The 16,946-nt window shown below is 64.4% G+C and carries 19 protein-coding genes; 14 read left to right on the top strand and 5 right to left on the bottom strand.

The window, feature by feature from the left end:
* Positions 1–49: 49 nt before the first annotated feature.
* Both JXQ94_RS11615 and JXQ94_RS11610 read right to left on the bottom strand, forming a co-directional pair.
* Entirely contained in the window at positions 50–1,324 is a 1,275-nt protein-coding gene (locus JXQ94_RS11615) for a cache domain-containing protein (RefSeq protein ID WP_421923960.1), read from the bottom strand.
* A gap of 81 nt (positions 1,325–1,405) precedes the next feature.
* Complete coding sequence (locus JXQ94_RS11610) at positions 1,406–1,927, bottom strand: MarR family winged helix-turn-helix transcriptional regulator (protein WP_421923959.1); 522 nt, start codon at positions 1,925–1,927, stop codon at positions 1,406–1,408.
* Between the two features lie 143 nt (positions 1,928–2,070).
* On the opposite strand from JXQ94_RS11610, the gene hppD reads away from it, so the two are divergent.
* A complete protein-coding gene (gene hppD / locus JXQ94_RS11605; RefSeq protein WP_421923957.1) occupies positions 2,071–3,150 on the top strand; it encodes a 4-hydroxyphenylpyruvate dioxygenase in 1,080 nt (359 codons plus the stop codon).
* A gap of 9 nt (positions 3,151–3,159) precedes the next feature.
* Positions 3,160–3,693 (top strand): VOC family protein, encoded by a 534-nt coding sequence (locus tag JXQ94_RS11600; RefSeq protein ID WP_421923955.1) that lies wholly within the window; start codon positions 3,160–3,162, stop codon positions 3,691–3,693.
* Positions 3,694–3,807: 114 nt separating this feature from the next.
* Here JXQ94_RS11600 and JXQ94_RS11595 read toward each other — a convergent pair whose 3' ends face one another.
* Complete coding sequence (locus JXQ94_RS11595) at positions 3,808–4,296, bottom strand: MarR family winged helix-turn-helix transcriptional regulator (protein ID WP_421923954.1); 489 nt, start codon at positions 4,294–4,296, stop codon at positions 3,808–3,810.
* Positions 4,265–4,402: a hypothetical protein gene (locus tag JXQ94_RS11590; RefSeq protein WP_421923953.1), complete on the bottom strand. Its 138-nt coding sequence runs from the start codon at positions 4,400–4,402 to the stop codon at positions 4,265–4,267. The genes JXQ94_RS11595 and JXQ94_RS11590 overlap by 32 nt, the downstream gene beginning before the upstream one ends.
* A 10-nt stretch (positions 4,403–4,412) precedes the next feature.
* Here JXQ94_RS11590 and JXQ94_RS11585 point away from each other — a divergent pair, with 10 nt between their 5' ends.
* The 8 genes from JXQ94_RS11585 to JXQ94_RS11550 all read left to right on the top strand — a co-directional run bounded on the left by JXQ94_RS11585 (position 4,413) and on the right by JXQ94_RS11550 (position 9,618).
* Positions 4,413–4,634 (top strand): hypothetical protein, encoded by a 222-nt coding sequence (locus JXQ94_RS11585; RefSeq protein ID WP_421923952.1) that lies wholly within the window; start codon positions 4,413–4,415, stop codon positions 4,632–4,634.
* A gap of 119 nt (positions 4,635–4,753) precedes the next feature.
* Complete coding sequence (locus JXQ94_RS11580; RefSeq protein WP_421923951.1) at positions 4,754–5,182, top strand: hypothetical protein; 429 nt, start codon at positions 4,754–4,756, stop codon at positions 5,180–5,182.
* Entirely contained in the window at positions 5,179–5,877 is a 699-nt protein-coding gene (locus JXQ94_RS11575) for a hypothetical protein (protein WP_421923950.1), read from the top strand. The genes JXQ94_RS11580 and JXQ94_RS11575 overlap by 4 nt, the downstream gene beginning before the upstream one ends.
* 4 nt (positions 5,878–5,881) lie before the next feature.
* Positions 5,882–6,634 carry a hypothetical protein gene (locus JXQ94_RS11570; protein WP_421923949.1) on the top strand — a complete coding sequence of 251 codons (753 nt, stop codon included), beginning with the start codon at positions 5,882–5,884 and terminating at the stop codon, positions 6,632–6,634.
* On the top strand, positions 6,631–7,350 hold the full coding sequence (locus JXQ94_RS11565; RefSeq protein WP_421923948.1) for a hypothetical protein: 720 nt from the start codon (positions 6,631–6,633) through the stop codon (positions 7,348–7,350). Before JXQ94_RS11570 ends, JXQ94_RS11565 begins: the two co-directional genes overlap by 4 nt.
* On the top strand, positions 7,347–8,072 hold the full coding sequence (locus JXQ94_RS11560) for a hypothetical protein (protein WP_421923947.1): 726 nt from the start codon (positions 7,347–7,349) through the stop codon (positions 8,070–8,072). The genes JXQ94_RS11565 and JXQ94_RS11560 overlap by 4 nt, the downstream gene beginning before the upstream one ends.
* Complete coding sequence (locus tag JXQ94_RS11555; protein ID WP_421923946.1) at positions 8,069–8,851, top strand: hypothetical protein; 783 nt, start codon at positions 8,069–8,071, stop codon at positions 8,849–8,851. The genes JXQ94_RS11560 and JXQ94_RS11555 overlap by 4 nt, the downstream gene beginning before the upstream one ends.
* Positions 8,848–9,618, top strand: coding sequence for a hypothetical protein (locus tag JXQ94_RS11550; RefSeq protein ID WP_421923945.1), 771 nt, complete (start codon positions 8,848–8,850; stop codon positions 9,616–9,618). Before JXQ94_RS11555 ends, JXQ94_RS11550 begins: the two co-directional genes overlap by 4 nt.
* Before the next feature lie 10 nt (positions 9,619–9,628).
* On the opposite strand, the gene JXQ94_RS11545 is transcribed toward JXQ94_RS11550, so the two are convergent.
* Complete coding sequence (locus tag JXQ94_RS11545) at positions 9,629–10,318, bottom strand: SOS response-associated peptidase (RefSeq protein WP_421923944.1); 690 nt, start codon at positions 10,316–10,318, stop codon at positions 9,629–9,631.
* A 112-nt stretch (positions 10,319–10,430) separates the two neighbouring features.
* Here JXQ94_RS11545 and JXQ94_RS11540 point away from each other — a divergent pair, with 112 nt between their 5' ends.
* The 4 genes from JXQ94_RS11540 (at position 10,431) to JXQ94_RS11525 (ending at position 16,706) form a co-directional block, all read left to right on the top strand.
* Positions 10,431–11,378: an ImuA family protein gene (locus JXQ94_RS11540; RefSeq protein ID WP_421923943.1), complete on the top strand. Its 948-nt coding sequence runs from the start codon at positions 10,431–10,433 to the stop codon at positions 11,376–11,378.
* Complete coding sequence (locus tag JXQ94_RS11535; protein ID WP_421923942.1) at positions 11,311–12,951, top strand: DNA polymerase Y family protein; 1,641 nt, start codon at positions 11,311–11,313, stop codon at positions 12,949–12,951. Before JXQ94_RS11540 ends, JXQ94_RS11535 begins: the two co-directional genes overlap by 68 nt.
* A 66-nt stretch (positions 12,952–13,017) precedes the next feature.
* A complete protein-coding gene (locus JXQ94_RS11530; protein ID WP_421923941.1) occupies positions 13,018–13,434 on the top strand; it encodes an endonuclease domain-containing protein in 417 nt (138 codons plus the stop codon).
* On the top strand, positions 13,431–16,706 hold the full coding sequence (locus JXQ94_RS11525) for an error-prone DNA polymerase (RefSeq protein ID WP_421923939.1): 3,276 nt from the start codon (positions 13,431–13,433) through the stop codon (positions 16,704–16,706). Before JXQ94_RS11530 ends, JXQ94_RS11525 begins: the two co-directional genes overlap by 4 nt.
* Positions 16,707–16,946 lie beyond the last annotated feature (240 nt).

Genomic DNA, 16,946 nt, shown 5'->3' with positions numbered 1-16,946 from the left:
GCCGAGAGTGCGGGGCTGGCCAGTGATTATTCCGTGCAAGGCAGTGGGGTCAGGCGTCGCCCTGTGGCCGGGAGCGCTCAATCGACGGGTTCTCGCCGGTCGGAGGCAGCGTTTCATCATCCCCGCCAGGCCGAGCCGGGGCGGCGGTATAGCGGCGCGCGGCCGGCGTCCTGGATGGCGGCTCAAGGAAAGCGCGCACCAGATGCGAGCGACGCAGGAGGCCGCGGATACTGGTGAACACCAGTGAAACCACGAAGATGAACCAGAACAGGCGCCAGCCCCAGCGGTTCGCCGTCTGCTTGATCTCGGCAAGATGGCTGACGGAAACAAAATACCAGTCAGGCCCTGAGATACGGCTGAACGCGACAATGAATTCGCTGCCGGGCGTGCCAACCACGCCGCGCGGCCGCGGATCATCGCGCAGCAAGGTCATGATCTCGACCGGGTCGATCCCGAACAGGCGCGCCTGCTGGACCGTTTGACCGCGAGCGATGACATTGCCATCGCGGTCGAAAACGAGATTGACGCCCCCTGCCGGCGGCGATTCCATCGACGAGGCCAGATGGTCGGTCATGTCGATCGATGTGCCAAAGGCGCCCATCAGCTCGCCCTCGACCCGGATCGGCTTGCGGCAGGCCGTGGCCGAGCGTTCACCGCCATCGGTATAGACGAAGCGGGACAGGGGCGTGCACTGCATCACGCTGTCCGGATTGGTCTCGAGACTGAACAGGCGCGGGTCTTCATCGGCCTGGAGGTTGAAATCGGCCGGGGCTTCATAGCGATAGAAGGCCAGCCGGTCCTCGCGATCTGGCGCGAAAATCACAACGCGGCGATCCGGTGTGAAGTAGTAGAGGCTGGAAAACTCGCCCAGATGGGCCTCGCCAAACGCCCGAACGACATGGAAGCCGGCCATGTAGCGGCGGCGCGCCTCGATCGTCATCTGTTCGCCATCGCCCATATAGGCGCCGATACCGAAGACATAATCCGCTCCGGGAAGGGAGCGCCCGTCGAACAGGTCGGGATGACTGCGGCGTGTGCCATCACCGAAGGGCGGGAAGAGCGTGTCGAACTCATCGACAATGTCCTCGCCCTCGATCAGCGTCAGGCGCCGCAGGAAGGCGGACTCGGCCGCCTCGGTCAATGTGCGGGCCTCATCGAACAGCGTCTGCTCGCGATCTGCGCGGACCCGGATATAGGATTGCAGCATCTCTGCCCGGGCGGTGGACAGCGAGGTCACCAGAATCTTGTGCGCAGCCACGCCGGAGATCGCGGCGAAAGCCAGCGAGATCAGGACGTGAACAGCAATAATGACCAGTTGGCGCACAGACGGGGCCCCTCCTTGAAGGCTTTCCTATACACGCAGGAACCTAACATTGGATGATATTTGATGAGCGGGCGCGGACGCCTAGCGCTCGCCGTCCGGCACGGAATTTGCCAGCCGGCGGACCAGCGAGCAGAAGGCGTCCTGCTCGCCACTATCCATCATCCGGTTCGCCGCAATCGGGACCGCCTCGACCGCGTCGCGCAGATGGTCGTACACGCCCATGCCCTTGCCGGTGAGATAGAGATGGCTGACCCGTCCATCCGCCTGCGAGGCCCGGCGCACAACCAGGCCTGCCTCGAGCAGCGCCTTGGTCGCCCGAGAGACAATTCCCTTGTCCATCGGCGTCACCGTCACCACTTCCGCCGCTGTGCGGCCGGGCGCTTCGGCAATGGCGGCCAGAACGCGCCATTGCGACAGGTTCAGCCCGGCTTCGCGTTTGACAATCGCCGCGGTCAGACGGGCAATACGATCGGCCAGAACGGTGATCTGGTAGGGCCAGTACTCGGTGAGCCGGATCGGTTCTCGATCGGCCTGGTCCTTCAAAACGTGGGGCGGTTCAGGCTCGTCGGTCCGGGCGTCGGGATGCGTGTGCGGCTGGGTCATGCGGCAATATTAGTTGCAATCACAACTTGACGCAATAGCAACCAGTACGATATTGAGACACCACAAGATCAAGCCACGCCTGAAAAACCCAATGGCCCGATGCGGTCGCACGGCGTGACCCACAGCAATCCTGGAGACAAGACATGGCAGACCTGTTCGAGAACCCGATGGGACTTTGCGGTTTCGAGTTTGTTGAATTCACCGCGCCGGAACGCGGCGTGATCGAGCCGGTCTTCGAGGCGATGGGTTTCACCCATATCGCCAATCACCGCTCCAAGGATGTCGAGCTGTGGCGCCAGGGCGGCATCAACTTCCTGATCAATTACGAGCCGGAGACGCAAGCCTCCTTCTTCGCCAAGGAACACGGTCCGTCGGCTTGCGGCATGGGTTTTCGCGTCAAGGATGCGGCCCAGGCCTATGAAGAATGCCTTGAGCGCGGCGCCGAGCCAGTCCTGACCGAGCCGGGCATTTCCGAACTCGTCATCCCGGCCGTGAAGGGCATTGGCGGCGCCTCTGTCTACCTGATCGACCGCTTCGAGGACGGCAAGTCGATCTATGACATCGACTTCGTCTATCTCGACGGTGTTGACATCCACCCGGAAGGCTGTGGCTTCAACGTGATCGATCACCTGACCCACAATGTCTACAAGGGCCGGATGGATTACTGGGCCAAGTATTACGAGGACCTGTTCAACTTCCGCGAGATCCGCTTCTTCGACATCAAGGGCGAGTATACCGGCCTGGTGTCGCGCGCCATGACCGCGCCGGACGGCCTGATCCGCATCCCGCTGAACGAAGAGAAGTCCGACGCCGTCGGCCAGATCGAAGAATATCTGCGCGAGTACAAGGGTGAAGGCATCCAGCACATCGCCTTTTCCTGCGACAACCTGATCGAATGCTGGGACCGCCTGAAAAAGGCCGGCACCGTCTTCATGACCGCGCCGCCGGAAACCTACTACGCGATGCTGGAAGACCGCCTGCCGGGTCATGGCGAGCCAACGGACGAGTTCAAGAAGCGCGGCATCCTGCTCGACGGCACCACCGAAGGCGGCCAGCCGCGCCTGCTGCTGCAGATCTTCTCGGGCAAGGCGATTGGTCCGATCTTCTTCGAGTTCATCCAGCGCAAGGAAGACGAAGGCTTCGGCGAGGGCAATTTCAAGGCCCTGTTCGAGTCGATCGAGCGCGACCAGATCGAACGCGGCGTCATCGCAGCAGCCGAGTAGGAGGACCTCATGTCCGTCAACATCAAGCGCATCCACCACGTCGCCTATCGCTGCAAGGACGCCAAGGAGACGGTCGAGTTCTACCAGCGAGTCATGGGCATGGATTTCAAACTCGCGATTGCCGAGAATGAAGTCCCTTCGACCAAGGCGCCGGACCCCTACATGCACGTCTTCCTGGACGCCGGCATGGGCAATGTCCTGGCCTTTTTCGAACTGCCCAATTCGCCGGAAATGGGCCGCGACGGCAATACGCCGGAATGGGTCCAGCACATCGCCTTCGAAGTCGAGGACATGGACGCGCTTCTGGCCTCCAAGGCCCATATCGAGGCGGAAGGCCTGGACGTGCTCGGTCCGGTCAATCACGGCATCTTCAAGTCGATCTACTTCTTCGACCCGAATGGGCATCGTCTCGAGCTGGCGGCGAACACCGGCACTGACGCGCAGATGGCCGAACTCAAGCGGGTCGCCCAGCCGATGATCGAGGAATGGAGCCAGACCAAGCGTGCGCCCAAGCACGCCGCCTGGCTGCACGAGCAGGACTAGAGCCGGACTCTTTCCGGTCCTCCAAACTGGCGCCCCGATCCAAGGTCGGGGCGTTTTCTTTTGCCGATCCGGATCGTGGCCGATCGGGTCCGCTTGATGCTCCGGACCGTTCGGTCAGCGGGATGGGATAACGGGATCGCGCTGATCGAGCGGTCGCGCCATGAAGCTGGATTGAGCCGCATCGAGAGCCGCATTGAGATCGACACCGATTTCCGCGCTGACCGAGTCATAGACGCGCGCAATATCATCAGCCAGAGCGATCAGGATATCGGCCTCGACCCGCCCCGTTTCGCTAAGGGACAGCGGGAAGCGTCGCCTGTCGCGCGCATCCATGCCCTTCTCGACCAATCCGAGCCGGATCAACTTGTTGACCCGATAGGCAGCCAGCTGATGCGGGTCGCCCGTTCGACGGGCCAGTTCGGCCAGCGAGAGCGGACCGTGGATGGCGATGGTCACGAGGCTGGCATTGGCCTGGATCGGAGCTGTCAGACCGCGCCGCGCGACCAGGGCCTGGGCCTGTTCCTCCAGCGTCTGGCTCAACCGGTTGAGGCGGGCGACAAGGAAAGCGCCCTCAAACGCGCCATGCTGGTAAATCGTCTTCATCAATCAACTCCGCCAAACTTTGCGCAAACCTAGGCGGATCGAGATTGCCGCCACATTGCTCCGGGGTGACGGCGAAGTGATTGAAGCCGATGCCCGGCTGGGCCATTCTGCCCGCCATGGGGCGAACCATCTTGATCTATGCCGCAGCTCTCGCTGCCACCGTCTTTCTTCTGGAATGGCTGCAATACCGCTTCTGGGCCCGCGAGCTGGGCATTGAAATGCTGGTCGGACTCGTCGGGCTGGGTTGTGTCGGATTCGGCATCTGGGTCGGCGCCCTGGTCAGCCTCGTTTCGGCCGCCCTGCTGCGCAACCGGAATCTCCTGCCGCACCGGGCCTGAACGAGCCCCCCCGTTGAACCCGGACAGGTTCAGCGGGGACCGCCAAGCTCGCCATCCCCCTTTCACCATTTGCGGTTTTGTTGAAAAGTGTCGCTCAACCGGCTGGGGAGGCGGTGGGAATGTCTGATTTCGAACTGGCGCTGTTGTTCTCGGAATATCTCAACACGGCCAACTTCATATTTTCCAACTTCATGGCGCTCATCTTCGCCATGCTGACGGCGTCTTTCTTCCTGGCGCACCGGATGGAGCGCTGGGTCGCGATCCTGTTTCTCGCGCTCTACTCGATTGGCGCCATCATGACTGGCTCAGGCGTGCTCTTTGCCTTTTCCGACTTCGCCGCCCTGGGCGTGCATATCCACGAAACCGCCCGTCAGTCTGCCGACCTCGCCTGGCTCGGGCCGGCCGGCGCGGGTGGTGCGGGCATGGGCGCCATGCCCGTCATGATCTCCATCCTGCTGGCCATTGCCTATCTCGGCTCGCTCGGCTTCTTCTTCGTCGTCCGCACCCGACGCATCGCGCGCCCGGAACACGATGAAGCCGCGCCATGATCCTCGCGCGTATCACAAAGGCCATCCGCGAACAGAACTGGTTCGCCGTGGCGGTCGAATTTCTCATCGTCATCCTTGGCGTGGTCATCGGTTTTCAGGTCACGGCATGGAATGCCGAGCGCGCGGAAGCCATACGAACATCGGTGCTGATTGAACGCGTTGAAGAAGAATTCCTTATCTCCGAGACACACCTGTCAGACTATCTGCACTTCCTCACAGCCTATGAGGCTGCGAGTGAAAATGTGATTGCGGCAATCCGAAATGATGCCGTGGCCACAACCGAGCCGGCTCTGATGCGGGAATGGCTGGGCCTGACGCGCCATGTCGGTCGACCGCCAGCCCGGTCTGCCGTCTTCGCCGAGATGATCGCCTCGGGGGAATTGTCCCTCCTTCCAGAAGAGTTGCGGACCGCTCTCTCGCAGTTCGATCAGGAGATTCAGCGCAATGCCTATCTATGGCCGGAGGCGGCCAATCACCTGACGGGATCCAGGGCACTCTTCGATGCGGTGGAATATAATTCCCTGCGCGCCGAGAGCCGCGTGAATGCCTATGATCCGGATTTGCTGCCTCTCGCAGAATCAGAACTCGAAGCCTTGGTTATCTATCAAGGTGCATTGAGAATTACCTATGAGCAGGCGCTGCAAAGCGTGCGCGCGATTCTCGCAGCAACCGGCAGAAGCCGGGAAGAGGATTGAAACCATGATCCTCGCCCGTATCACAAAGGCCCTGAAGGACCAGAACTGGCTCGCCGTCGCGATCGAGTTCGTGATTGTCATTGCCGGTGTGGTGATCGGTTTCCAGGTCACGGGTTGGAATGCCGATCGCGCCGAACGCGTCATCATTGCCCAACAACTCCGTGAGGTCCGCGAGGATATTGCGGCGGATATTGTCGCACTCGACATCACCCGCGAGGCAAGCCTGTGGCGCCTGGCAGCAGCCGAATACATCCTGACGGGCCTCGATGACTCCGACCGCCTGCCGGGCATGCTTCTGGTCTTCGATATCCCCGTGGATCGAGAGCTTTTGCCGGAGGTTTCGCCGAACGATCACCCCACCCTGCTGGCCAGGGTCAACCTCGTGCGTGGCATAACCGGCCAGCGAACAGGATATGAATCCCTCATCAATGGCGGCAATTTGCGACTCATCGAGGACCGCGATTTGCGAGCCGCGATCCAGCGCTATTATGCTGGCTATGCAGACCTCGAGAGCAATCTCGGCATCTTCCGGGAAATCCGCGCCCACGCCATTCCGGTTCTCTACCGGCACGGCTTTTCCCTCTTTTCCGAGCAGGACCTGGCAACCGTTCTGGAAGCCGGTCGGGCCGATCCGGAATTCATCGCCTATCTGAGAACCGGGGCGGAGCTCGCCGTGGCGCAAATCGGCATCACCGTGCAGCGCCAAGCCGAGGCGCGTGCCTTGCTCGACCATATCAATGCGGAGCTGGCCCCATGATCCTCGCCCGTATCACAAAGGCGCTGAAGGACCAGAACTGGCTCGCCGTCAGCCTGGAATTCGTGATTGTCATCGCCGGTGTTGTGATCGGTTTCCAGGTGTCGGCCTGGAATGAGTCGCGCCAGGAAAGGGGGCTGGAACAGGCATATCTGGAACGCCTGGCCAGTGAGCTCGAAGCTGTGAGCGATGAATTGCATGATTTCGGCGGCGATCTCGATGACGCCCGCGACCAGGCTGAACACTTTCTGGCGGCCTTTGACGCCGGCGATCGCGCGGCCATGGAGGATGGCGCCTTTGCGCTTCTGGCCATCACGCGGGTCTCGGAAGTCCAGGTCCAGTCAGCCGCCCTGCACGAGCTGATTTCCAGCGGCCGACTCGGCCTCATCCGCAATGAGGACCTGCGGGCGGAACTCGCCGACCTGCCTCTGATCGAGGCCGATGCCCATGGCGTGATTGACCAGCTCAAGGCCCAGCAGGTTGATATCGTCGCCACCCTTCGCCCGCATCTTCGCGTGAGGATGGACGGCCTCGGCGTGGACTCGGTCACCCTGGCGGACAGTTTCACGCATGAAGACGCAGAACTGGCCAATAATCTGGCCTACTCGATCTATCTCAATCGCGCCGCTGCGCTTTTCGTGCGCGTCCTGATCAATGAGGTCGACGAGCTTCGCACCTCGCTGGACGAAGCGTTGGGCCGTACGGAGGGCACACCATGATCCTGACTTCGATCACCCATGCCTTGCGGACCCAGAACTGGTTCGCCGTCATCGTCGAATTCATCATCGTGCTGGCCGGCGTGGTGATCGGCTTCCAGATTTCCGCGTGGAGCGAAACCCGCATCGAGCACGGCCGGGAAGCCCTGCTGATCTCGCGGCTCGCCGCGGATTTCCATGAAATCGAGGCCCGAACGGCTGAGACCGTCACCCAGTTGCAGACCCGGATCGAGGCCGGCGCAGCCTTCGAGGCCCTGCTGGTCCAGCCCCCCGAGGAGGTTGACCCGACCGACTTCTACATCGCCATGGTCAACGCCATCGGCACGCCGGTTCCGGCCGGGCGCTCGGCCACCTATGCCGAATTGCTGGCCTCCGGTGAGATGCGCCTGATCCGGTCGGAAGCCCTGCGCTCAGCCCTGGTCGAGTTTGACGAACAGGTGCGTCGCCAGGAGTTGGCCTATGCCTCGTTGGCCCGGTTGATCACCGACAATGCCGGCATCCTGCTGGAGGCCAGCACCTGGACGGTCGCAGAGACCGACACCCTGCCGCCCCATCTCTCCGCGGCGCCGGCAGAATTGCGCCTGTCGCCAGACCTGCTGGTCGCCGCCCGCCTGACCATTCGCGCCAATCTCGCCAACCGGGTCTGGCACGAAGGCACGCTGGACCGGGCCCGCGAGGTGCTGGCGGCGCTTCCGGACGAAGCCCGGGAGACCGACACACCATGATCCTCGCCCGTATCGCCCGCGCCCTGAAAGACCAGAACTGGCTGGCCGTCGGGATCGAGTTCGTGATTGTCATCCTGGGCGTTGTGATTGGTTTCCAGGTCACCGCGTGGAATGCCGACCGCGCCAGCCAGGTCCGTGCCGATGCTTATCTGGACCGCATCCTGGTCGACCTCCAAACCGACGCACACCATTTCACGATCGACCGCGATTTCCGCCTGACCGTTCTGGCAAGTGGCGAGCAGGCCCTGGCCACAACCGATGCAACCGGCAGGGTCGGGGAAGACTGGCAGGTGGTGCGCGCCTTCTGGAACGCCAGCCAAATGAGCGGTCGCCCCAACATCAACAGCACCTATGTTGAACTGACCGGGGCCGGAGAGCTGGACCTGATCGTCAGCAGCGATCTGCGCGGCGCCCTGACGCAATACTATACCAACACCGCGAACGTGGCGCTGAACGAAGTACCTGCCTATCGGGTCCATGTACGCGGGATGATCCCGCTCGCGATTCAACGCTATCTCTGGGCGTCTTGCTACGAGGCAGACGGCAATGTCAGGCAGGCCTTCCTGGACTGCCCGCCGCCGCCGGGCATCACCGAAGTCTCCGAAACCGCCGCCGCACTGACCGGTTCCGCGGTCTTGCGCGAGGAACTTACCTTCTGGATGTCGGCCCAGGACGTGGCTGCACTCGTGCTCGACAGTCGCCGCGGTCGGGCCCTGGCCCTTGCAGACCAGATCCAGGCGATCCGCGCCGGCAACGACCGGGAGGCGAACACGCCATGATCCTCGCCCGTATCGCCCGTGCCCTGAAAGACCAGAACTGGCTGGCCGTCGGCATCGAGTTCGTGATTGTCGTGCTGGGTATCGTGATCGGTTTCCAGGTCAATTCCTGGAGTGAGCACCGGACCGCCGAAGCACGGGCGCTATCCCTGACCGAGAGCCTGGTTGCCGATCTGCGTGACGAGCAGTGGCGGATCGTCGCGACGCAAAACTATCTCAACGAGGTCGTCACGGTCGGCAATCAGACGCTCGCAGTCCTGGAAGGACGTGCCGAGCTGGATGACGAGCAATTGGTGATCGGTGCCTTTCGCAGCTCGCAGTATTACTGGTCGGGCGTGATCCGGGTCACCTATGACGAGGTTGTCGCGACCGGTGCGATCAACCTGATCCGCGATGATCCGCTGCGTGAGGCCGCGGTCGAGTATTTCAACAGCTCTGCAGCTGCCTTGCTGGCCGAGTTCGAGAGCGGCCCCTATCGCGAGACATTCCGGACCTTGGTCGATCCGGCCCTGCATGAGGCGCTCGTCCGGTCCTGCGGGGAAGACATCAGTATTGCCGTCGGCGACTTTGACGCGCTGGAGGCCATGCTCGATTTCCCATGCGAGATTGACGGACATGACGCCGCGATCACGCGTGCGGCCGCCCTGATCCGGAATTCGGATGTTCTGATCCCCTACCTGCGCCGACGCATTATCGAGGCCGGACAAAACGCCTCGTCCATTGTTTACTTCAAGGATTTGCTGGAAGAGGGGTTGATCAATCAACCCTAGGCCATCCCGCCTAAATCAGTCCGACCCGCTGCGGGCCATCGCCCGGTTCGATCAGCCAGTCCTCGTCGATGCGCACATTGCCGACCGCCTTGTTGGCCTCGCGGATGACCATGGCTTCGGATGGCAGGCCCTTGAACAGGGTTTCGACTTCCAGATTGTCGGTATCGGTCCAGGCCTCGAAGTCCTCCGGTCCCAGAATGACCGGCATGCGGGTATGGATGGCGGCCATCGCCGCGTTCGGCTGGGTGGTCAGGATGGTGAAGCTCTCGATCGTCTCGCCCTCGATCTCGACCCGGTCCCACAGGCCGGCAAAGCCGAACCAGTCCTGGTCCTTCACGGTTATGAAATGCGGCTGCTTGGCGCCTTTCGGGCCGGTCCATTCGTAAAAGCCGACCGCCGGAATGATGCAGCGACGCGTCTGGAACGGCACGCGGAAGCTGGGCGCCGTGTCGGCCGTCTCCGACTTGGCGTTGAAGGTCGAGTATTTCATGTCCTTCAGCGGCTTCTGCCAGAAATAGGGGACCAGCCCCCAGCGCGCCATCACCGCTTCGGTGCGTCCGTCCTCACGCCGGATGATCGGCGCCCGCTGGGTCGGCGCGATATTCCAGCGCGGCTCCATGTTGAGCGCGCCCTGCTGGAGCTTGAACGTCTCCTGCAGGATCCACCACTCAAGCTTTCCAAGCGCATAGCGTCCACACATGACGGGGAGACTAGCGCGATTGACCGGCCCTGCGAAAGCGCTCGGATTCGCCGCTTGACTCTTTTTCCTCAAATGAGAACATAAGAAGAACATCAAGCGAGAACGAAACCTGATGACTGTGCCGTCACACCCTGACCGGCGGCAGCAGCTTGCCGAGCTGCGCCGTCAGATACGGGCCCTGGATCTGGGCGAGGCCGTGCCTGTGCCTGAGCTTGGGCCTGGGCCTGGGCCTGTAGCTGAAGTGGCGGGAGACATGTCGACGGGAGAGGCGGCGACGGGAGAGGTGTCAGCAAAAGGGGTGACAGCGAGAGACGGGAAGGCTGGATCCGACGCGGCCCGATGTGGCGATCACCCGCTCGAGCTGGTGCCCGGCCTGCACGAGATCTGCCCGGCCGGCTATCTCGACACGCCCGCCGCGCTGGCGGTCCAGGCCGGTCTGATGGCGACGCATCTGCGCCGCCGCGAGCAGGAGCGACCGGTGTTGTGGGTCCGACGGGCGATGGGGACGGGGCAGGATTTCGGTCGCCCCTACCCGCCGGCGCTGGCGCAATGGGGGCTCGATCCGGCCCGGCTGATCCTGGTCGAAACCGGTTGCGAGACCGACACGCTGTGGACGCTGGAAGAGGGTTTGAAGACCGGCGCCGTGGTGATCGGCGAGACCGGGCCCTCGGCCCGCTATGACCTGACCGCCACGCGCCGGCTCGACCAGGCGGCGCGGCGGGCCGGGGCGCTGGCCCTGGTGCTACGACCACATGAGGGCCTTGCGCCCAGCGCCGCGCTCAGTCGCTGGCGCATCGCCGCCCGCCCGTCCCCGGCACGGGCGTGGATCGGCGCACGAGGGCTGCCGGGATTGGGAGAACCGCGGTTTCATGCCGCTCTGGAACGGGTCAGGGGCGGCCCGCCACAGGATTACGAGATCGAGTGGAAACATGCGTCGTTTCATGTCCTTGAGCCTGCCCCGCTGGCCGACCGACCGGCATCGCCAAAGCGCAATGCCGAGCCCTATACCCGACCCGCCAGCCCGGCCCCGGCCGGCCAACTCATCCGCCTTACCGGATAAGCCGGGCCCAACGGCGCGATCAGGCAAGCTGGACAACACCGAGGCGTCTGCCCGGCAGCCCCCCTTCGCCCTTGTCCATTCCACGACAGGCGGCGAACGCCTCTATGCGCTCGATGCCGAAGCGGCCCGATGCGGACTTCAGCCCGGCCAGGCGGTTTCCGATGCCAAGGCGCTCGAGCCGACCCTGCAGCTGCGCCCGGCTGATCCGACTGGCGATATCCGGCGTCTGGCCGCGCTGGCGCGAGGTTGTGGCCGCTGGTCGCCCTGGACCGCCCCCGATCCCGGCCAGCCCGGCGAGGACGGCATCCTGCTGGAAATCACCGGTTGCGCCCATTTGTTCGGTGGCGAGGCGGCCTTGCTCACCGAAGCGCTGACCGCCCTGCGCCGCCAGGGCCACAAGGCCCATGGCGCCATCGCGCCGACACTCGGCCTGGCCTGGGGGCTGGCCCGTCACACCGCCCCCGACGCACCGGGTGGCCAGGTCGTGGTCAAGGACATCGCCGCCCTCAACCCGCTGCCCGTCACCGCCCTGCGCATTGGCGAGACCGCCGCCACCCTGCGCCGTTTCGGGCTCAAACGGGTCGGCGATATCGCCAACCTGCCGCGCGCCAGCCTGGTTCGTCGCTTCGGTCGCGCGCTGGTCGACCGGCTCGATCAAGCGACCGGTCGGGTCCGCGAAATCCTCAATCCGCTGCAACCGGTGACGCCCTTTCGCGCCCGCACCCGCTATGTCGATGCGCTCCTCCTGCTGGACGGGTTGAAACAGGGAGTGAAGGACACGGCCGAGGGTTTGTGCGAGGCGCTGGAAGCCGCCGGGCGTGGCGTCACCCGGCTCGACCTCCACCTCTTCCGCGTCGACGGCAAGACCCATCTCCTCACCCTGGGCACCGCCGCCCCGGCCCGCGAGGCCGGTCATCTCGCCCGCCTGTTCAACGAGAAGCTCGACCGGGCCGAGATCGATATCGGTTTCGGGATCGAAATGATCGAACTGACCGCCCGCGCCACCCAGCGTCTGGGCGAATGCCAGGAGGGGCTGGTCGATGATGGCCGGATCGACGAAACCGATCTGGCCCGCCTGACCGATCGCCTGGTCGTGCGCCTGGGCGAGGACAAGGTCCAGCGCGCGGCCCGCCGGGCCAGCCATCAGCCTGATCGCGCCGCTCTCTGGCGCCCGGCGATGACAGCCCCGCCCGGCCCTGCCGCCCCACGCCATTCCGCCATGCTGGCTGTCGCCGAGCCCGCGCCGCAATCCATGCTCCTGCCACCGCCACAACGCCCCCTGCTCATCCTGGCCCGACCGGAACCGGCCGAAGCGGTCGCTGAAATCCCCGACGGCCCGCCGCGCAGCTTCATCTGGCGCCGGGTCCGCCATCAGGTCGACCGTGCTGAAGGCCCGGAACGCCTCGCCCCGGACTGGTGGCGGGAGGGTGTCTGGCAGACCGAACGCCCGGCCCGCACCCGCGATTATTTCCACGTTGAAACCCGCGAAGGCCGCCGCTTCTGGCTCTATCGCGACGGCCTCTACGGCCTCGAAACCACCCGCCCCCAATGGTTCGTCCATGGCGCGTCATGACCCTCCCCTGCAAAGCGGGGGAGGTGTCGAGCGCAGTTAGACGGTGGGAAAAGAAAGGAGACAGACATGCACGAAGGCCGCGAACGCACCCCCCAACAAGCCCGCCACCTGCGCCGGAACATGGCGACAAGCGAAGTCCGCCTCTGGCAGGGCCTGCGCGGACGCCGCCTCGACGGGTTCCGCTTTCGGCGCCAGCATCCGCTGGGACGCTATATCGTCGACTTTGCCTGCCTGTCGGCGCGGCTTGTCGTCGAGGTTGATGGCCCGCCACACCTCAGCCCCGGACAGGTCCTGTATGATGCGGCGCGGACGGACTGGCTGATCGACCAGGGCTGGACGGTTATCCGCGTGTCCGATGAGGCCGTGTTTCAGGACTTTGCTCGGGTTGTGGCTGATATTCGCCGCGCGCTGGCTGACACACCCCCATCGCCCCGCCGCAATGCGCCGGGCCACGTCCCCCGCCTTGCGAAGGCAGCGCGATGAGCCATGACTTCGCAGAATTGCTCACGGCCAGCAATTTCACCTTCCTGACCGGGGCTTCGCATCCTGACGAGATGGTGGCCCAGGCCCGGGCGCTGGGTCTGGCCGCCATCGGACTGGCTGATCGCAACAGTTTTGCCGGCATGGTCCGCGCTCATCTGGCCGCCAAGGATGCCGGTATCGCACTGGCTCCCGGCACCCGCCTGGTCACCCGCTGCGGACTGGAGATCGCCGCCTATCCAACCAGTCTCGACGCCTGGGCCCGCCTGACCCGCTTGCTCACCGACGCCAATTTCGCGGCGAGCAAGGGCGATTGCGAGCTGTACGCCGGGGACGTCGCCGCCGCGTCGCAGGGTCAGATCCTGCTTGTCATCCCGCCGCGCGAACCGGATCGGGACTGGCAGGCCCGGATTACCGCCCTGTTGCCGACACTGAAAGGCGAAACCCATCTGGTCCTGACGCGCTGGTTTGACGGCCGCGATGGCGAACGCCTGCACCGCCTCTCCGGACTGGCGACCGCCTGGGGCCTCACCACAATTGCCAGCACCGATGCCCGCTATCACGCCCCCGGCCGCAAACCCCTGGCCGATGTCGTCACCTGCATCCGCGAGCATGTCCGCATTGACGAGGCCGGCTTCCACCTGGCCGCCAATGCCGAACGTCATCTCAAACCCGCGGCCGAGATCTATCGCCTGTTTGACGGATATGAGGATGCGGTGGCCCGCTCGGTCGAGATCGCCCGCCGCCTCACCTTTTCCCTCGACGAGCTGGTCTACAACTATCCCGACGAGGTGATCGGCGAGAATGAAACCCCGAACGAGACCCTGCGCCGTCTTGCCGCCGAGGGACTGACAACCCGCTATCCCGGCGGCGCACCGGACAAGATCGCCGCGGCGGTTGCGCGCGAGCTCGACCTGATCGAACAGCTCGACTACCCGTCCTACTTCCTCACCGTCCAGGACGTGATCCGCTTTGCCCGCTCACGCGGCATCCTGTGCCAGGGGCGCGGCTCGGCGGCCAATTCGGCTGTCTGTTTCGCCATCGGCATCACCGAGGTCGATCCGGACCGGATTGATCTCCTGTTCGAACGTTTCGTCTCGGCCGAACGCGGCGAACCGCCCGATATCGATGTCGATTTCGAGCACAATCGCCGCGAGGAAGTGATCCAGTATGTCTATGAGAAATACGGACGCCGCCGCGCCGCCATGACGGCGACGGTCAATTGCTATCGCCCGCGCGGCGCCATCCGCGAGGTCGGCAAGGTGTTCGGCCTGTCCGGCGATGTCATCTCCGCCCTGTCGAAAAGCCTGTGGGGCTGGTCGTCCGGCGAAATCCGGGAGAGCCGTATCCGCGACGAGCTGGGCCTGGACCCGGACAGCCCGGCCCTGGCCATGACGCTGCGCTATGCCCGCGAGCTGATGGGCTTTCCGCGCCATCTCGCCCAGCATCCGGGCGGCTTCGTGATGACCCGGGCCCGACTCGACGAAATCGTGCCGCTGCACAATGCCGCCATGCCCGAACGCACCATGCTGGAGTGGGACAAGGAAGATATCGACGCGCTCGGCCTGATGAAGGTCGATGTGCTGGGCCTGGGCATGCTGACCTGTGTCGCCCGCGCCTTCGAGCTGCTGGCCACGCATCATGGCCGCCATCTGACCATGGCCAGCATCCCGGCCGAGGATCCACGCGTCTATGACATGATCTGCAAGGCTGACACGGTTGGTGTTTTCCAGATCGAGAGCCGGGCCCAGATGACCATGTTGCCGCGCCTCAGGCCGCGCAATTTCTATGACCTGGTGATCGAGGTCGCGATCGTCCGGCCCGGACCGATCCAGGGCGACATGGTCCACCCCTATCTGCGCCGGCGCCGCGGCGAGGAAGCGGTGGCGTATCCGTCACAGGCGCTGGAAGACGTGCTCGGCAAGACACTCGGCGTGCCACTCTTCCAGGAACAGGCGATGCGGATCGCCATTGTTGCCGCCGGTTTCACCCCGTCGGAGGCCGACCGGCTGCGCCGCTCCATGGCCGCCTTCCGGCGTTCGGGCACAATCCATGAAATGGGCCAGAAACTCATGCATGGCATGATTGCCAATGGTTATGAGCCGGACTTCGCGGAGCGCTGTTTCAAACAGCTCGAAGGCTTCGGCGAATACGGCTTTCCCGAGAGCCATGCCGCCAGCTTCGCCCTCATCGTCTATGTCTCCTGCTGGCTGAAGCATTATTATCCCGACGTCTTCCTCGCCGCCCTTTTGAACAGCCAGCCCATGGGGTTTCACGCCCCGGCCCAGCTGGTCCGCGACGCCCGCGAGCATGGCGTCGATGTGCGCCCGCCGGACATCAACCATTCCGACTGGGATTCCACGCTGGAAGAGACCGATATCCCGCGCCGCGACGGCACCGGCATGCGCTTTGCCGTGCGGCTGGGCCTGCGCCAGATCAAGGGCATGAAAGAGCCCGCCGCCGCCCGCCTGGTCGCTGCACGCCAGGCCGAGGGATGTTTCGAAAGCCTGGCCGATCTCGCCCGACGGGCCCGGCTGGACAAGGGCTCCCTGGACCGGCTGGCCAATGCCGATGCGGTCGGCTCCCTGGACATGGACCGGCGCAAGGCGAGCTGGACCGCCCTGGCCGAAGCCGGCAAGCCGCTTCCCCTCTTCCAGCATGCCGACAGCTGGGGCGCCGAACATCCCGTCGCCCTGCCCGAACTGACCGGCGGCGAACAGGTCGCCCAGGATTACGCCACGCTGCGCCTGTCGCTGAAGGCCCACCCGCTGAGCTTCTTTCGCGGCGAGCTCGCCGAAACCGGCCATGTGCCCTGCGCCGCGCTCACTGACATGCGCGATGGCCGCTGGGTCACCCTGGCCGGGCTGGTCCTGGTGCGCCAACGCCCCGGCTCGGCCTCGGGCGTCATCTTCGCCACGCTGGAGGACGAGACCGGCATCGCCAATATCATCGTCTGGCCCAGCTGTTTCGAACGCCATCGCCGTCTCGTCATGTCATCCAAGCTGATGGGCGTGACCGGGCGGGTACAGAAGGAGGGCCGCGTCATCCATGTCGTCGCCAACCGCCTGGTCGACCACTCCTGGCGCCTCGCGGCCCTTGCTGACGGCGGGGATGGGGCTGACGGAACGGACGGGGCCGAATTCTCAAACGCCGTCGCCCATGCCGACGAAATCGCCCGCCCCAATGCCGACCCCCGAACCGTCGCCCTCTATCGCCGCGTCATGCAGGGCGAACGGTTGGAGGACATCCTGCCGAAGAGCCGGGACTTTCATTGAGGGGGGCGGGCAGTACCGCTGCCATGGCCAGCCTATGGGTCCCGGATCTGCGCCCCGCCTTCGCGGGGCCTCCGTCCGGGATGAGAAATTGGAGGCGTGACAAAGAGGCAGGCGGCCGCGCACACGCCCCCATAAAACACTTGCCGAGAGATCGCCGTATCGGGTTCTCGAGCTCAAGGGGCCTGCCCGCGAAGCGGCGCCTGCGGCGCCCTTGACCTCGAGAACCCGATACGGCCCACT

Origin of the sequence: Maricaulis maris (assembly GCF_049116555.1) — a bacterium.
GTDB lineage: Bacteria > Pseudomonadota > Alphaproteobacteria > Caulobacterales > Maricaulaceae > Maricaulis > Maricaulis maris_C.
Note: the sequence above shows the minus strand (reverse complement) of the source record. Positions and strands in the feature narration are given on the sequence as shown.

Excerpts from the sequence above, each read along its gene's own strand:
- JXQ94_RS11610 (WP_421923959.1), bottom strand. The coding sequence starts at position 1,927 with ATGACCCAGCCGCACACGCATCCCGACGCCCGGACCGACGAGCCTGAA.
- hppD (WP_421923957.1), top strand. The coding sequence starts at position 2,071 with ATGGCAGACCTGTTCGAGAACCCGATGGGACTTTGCGGTTTCGAGTTT.
- JXQ94_RS11600 (WP_421923955.1), top strand. The coding sequence starts at position 3,160 with ATGTCCGTCAACATCAAGCGCATCCACCACGTCGCCTATCGCTGCAAG.
- JXQ94_RS11595 (WP_421923954.1), bottom strand. The coding sequence starts at position 4,296 with ATGAAGACGATTTACCAGCATGGCGCGTTTGAGGGCGCTTTCCTTGTC.
- JXQ94_RS11590 (WP_421923953.1), bottom strand. The coding sequence starts at position 4,402 with ATGGCCCAGCCGGGCATCGGCTTCAATCACTTCGCCGTCACCCCGGAG.
- JXQ94_RS11585 (WP_421923952.1), top strand. The coding sequence starts at position 4,413 with ATGGGGCGAACCATCTTGATCTATGCCGCAGCTCTCGCTGCCACCGTC.
- JXQ94_RS11580 (WP_421923951.1), top strand. The coding sequence starts at position 4,754 with ATGTCTGATTTCGAACTGGCGCTGTTGTTCTCGGAATATCTCAACACG.
- JXQ94_RS11575 (WP_421923950.1), top strand. The coding sequence starts at position 5,179 with ATGATCCTCGCGCGTATCACAAAGGCCATCCGCGAACAGAACTGGTTC.
- JXQ94_RS11570 (WP_421923949.1), top strand. The coding sequence starts at position 5,882 with ATGATCCTCGCCCGTATCACAAAGGCCCTGAAGGACCAGAACTGGCTC.
- JXQ94_RS11565 (WP_421923948.1), top strand. The coding sequence starts at position 6,631 with ATGATCCTCGCCCGTATCACAAAGGCGCTGAAGGACCAGAACTGGCTC.
- JXQ94_RS11560 (WP_421923947.1), top strand. The coding sequence starts at position 7,347 with ATGATCCTGACTTCGATCACCCATGCCTTGCGGACCCAGAACTGGTTC.
- JXQ94_RS11555 (WP_421923946.1), top strand. The coding sequence starts at position 8,069 with ATGATCCTCGCCCGTATCGCCCGCGCCCTGAAAGACCAGAACTGGCTG.
- JXQ94_RS11550 (WP_421923945.1), top strand. The coding sequence starts at position 8,848 with ATGATCCTCGCCCGTATCGCCCGTGCCCTGAAAGACCAGAACTGGCTG.
- JXQ94_RS11545 (WP_421923944.1), bottom strand. The coding sequence starts at position 10,318 with ATGTGTGGACGCTATGCGCTTGGAAAGCTTGAGTGGTGGATCCTGCAG.
- JXQ94_RS11540 (WP_421923943.1), top strand. The coding sequence starts at position 10,431 with ATGACTGTGCCGTCACACCCTGACCGGCGGCAGCAGCTTGCCGAGCTG.
- JXQ94_RS11535 (WP_421923942.1), top strand. The coding sequence starts at position 11,311 with ATGCCGAGCCCTATACCCGACCCGCCAGCCCGGCCCCGGCCGGCCAAC.
- JXQ94_RS11530 (WP_421923941.1), top strand. The coding sequence starts at position 13,018 with ATGCACGAAGGCCGCGAACGCACCCCCCAACAAGCCCGCCACCTGCGC.
- JXQ94_RS11525 (WP_421923939.1), top strand. The coding sequence starts at position 13,431 with ATGAGCCATGACTTCGCAGAATTGCTCACGGCCAGCAATTTCACCTTC.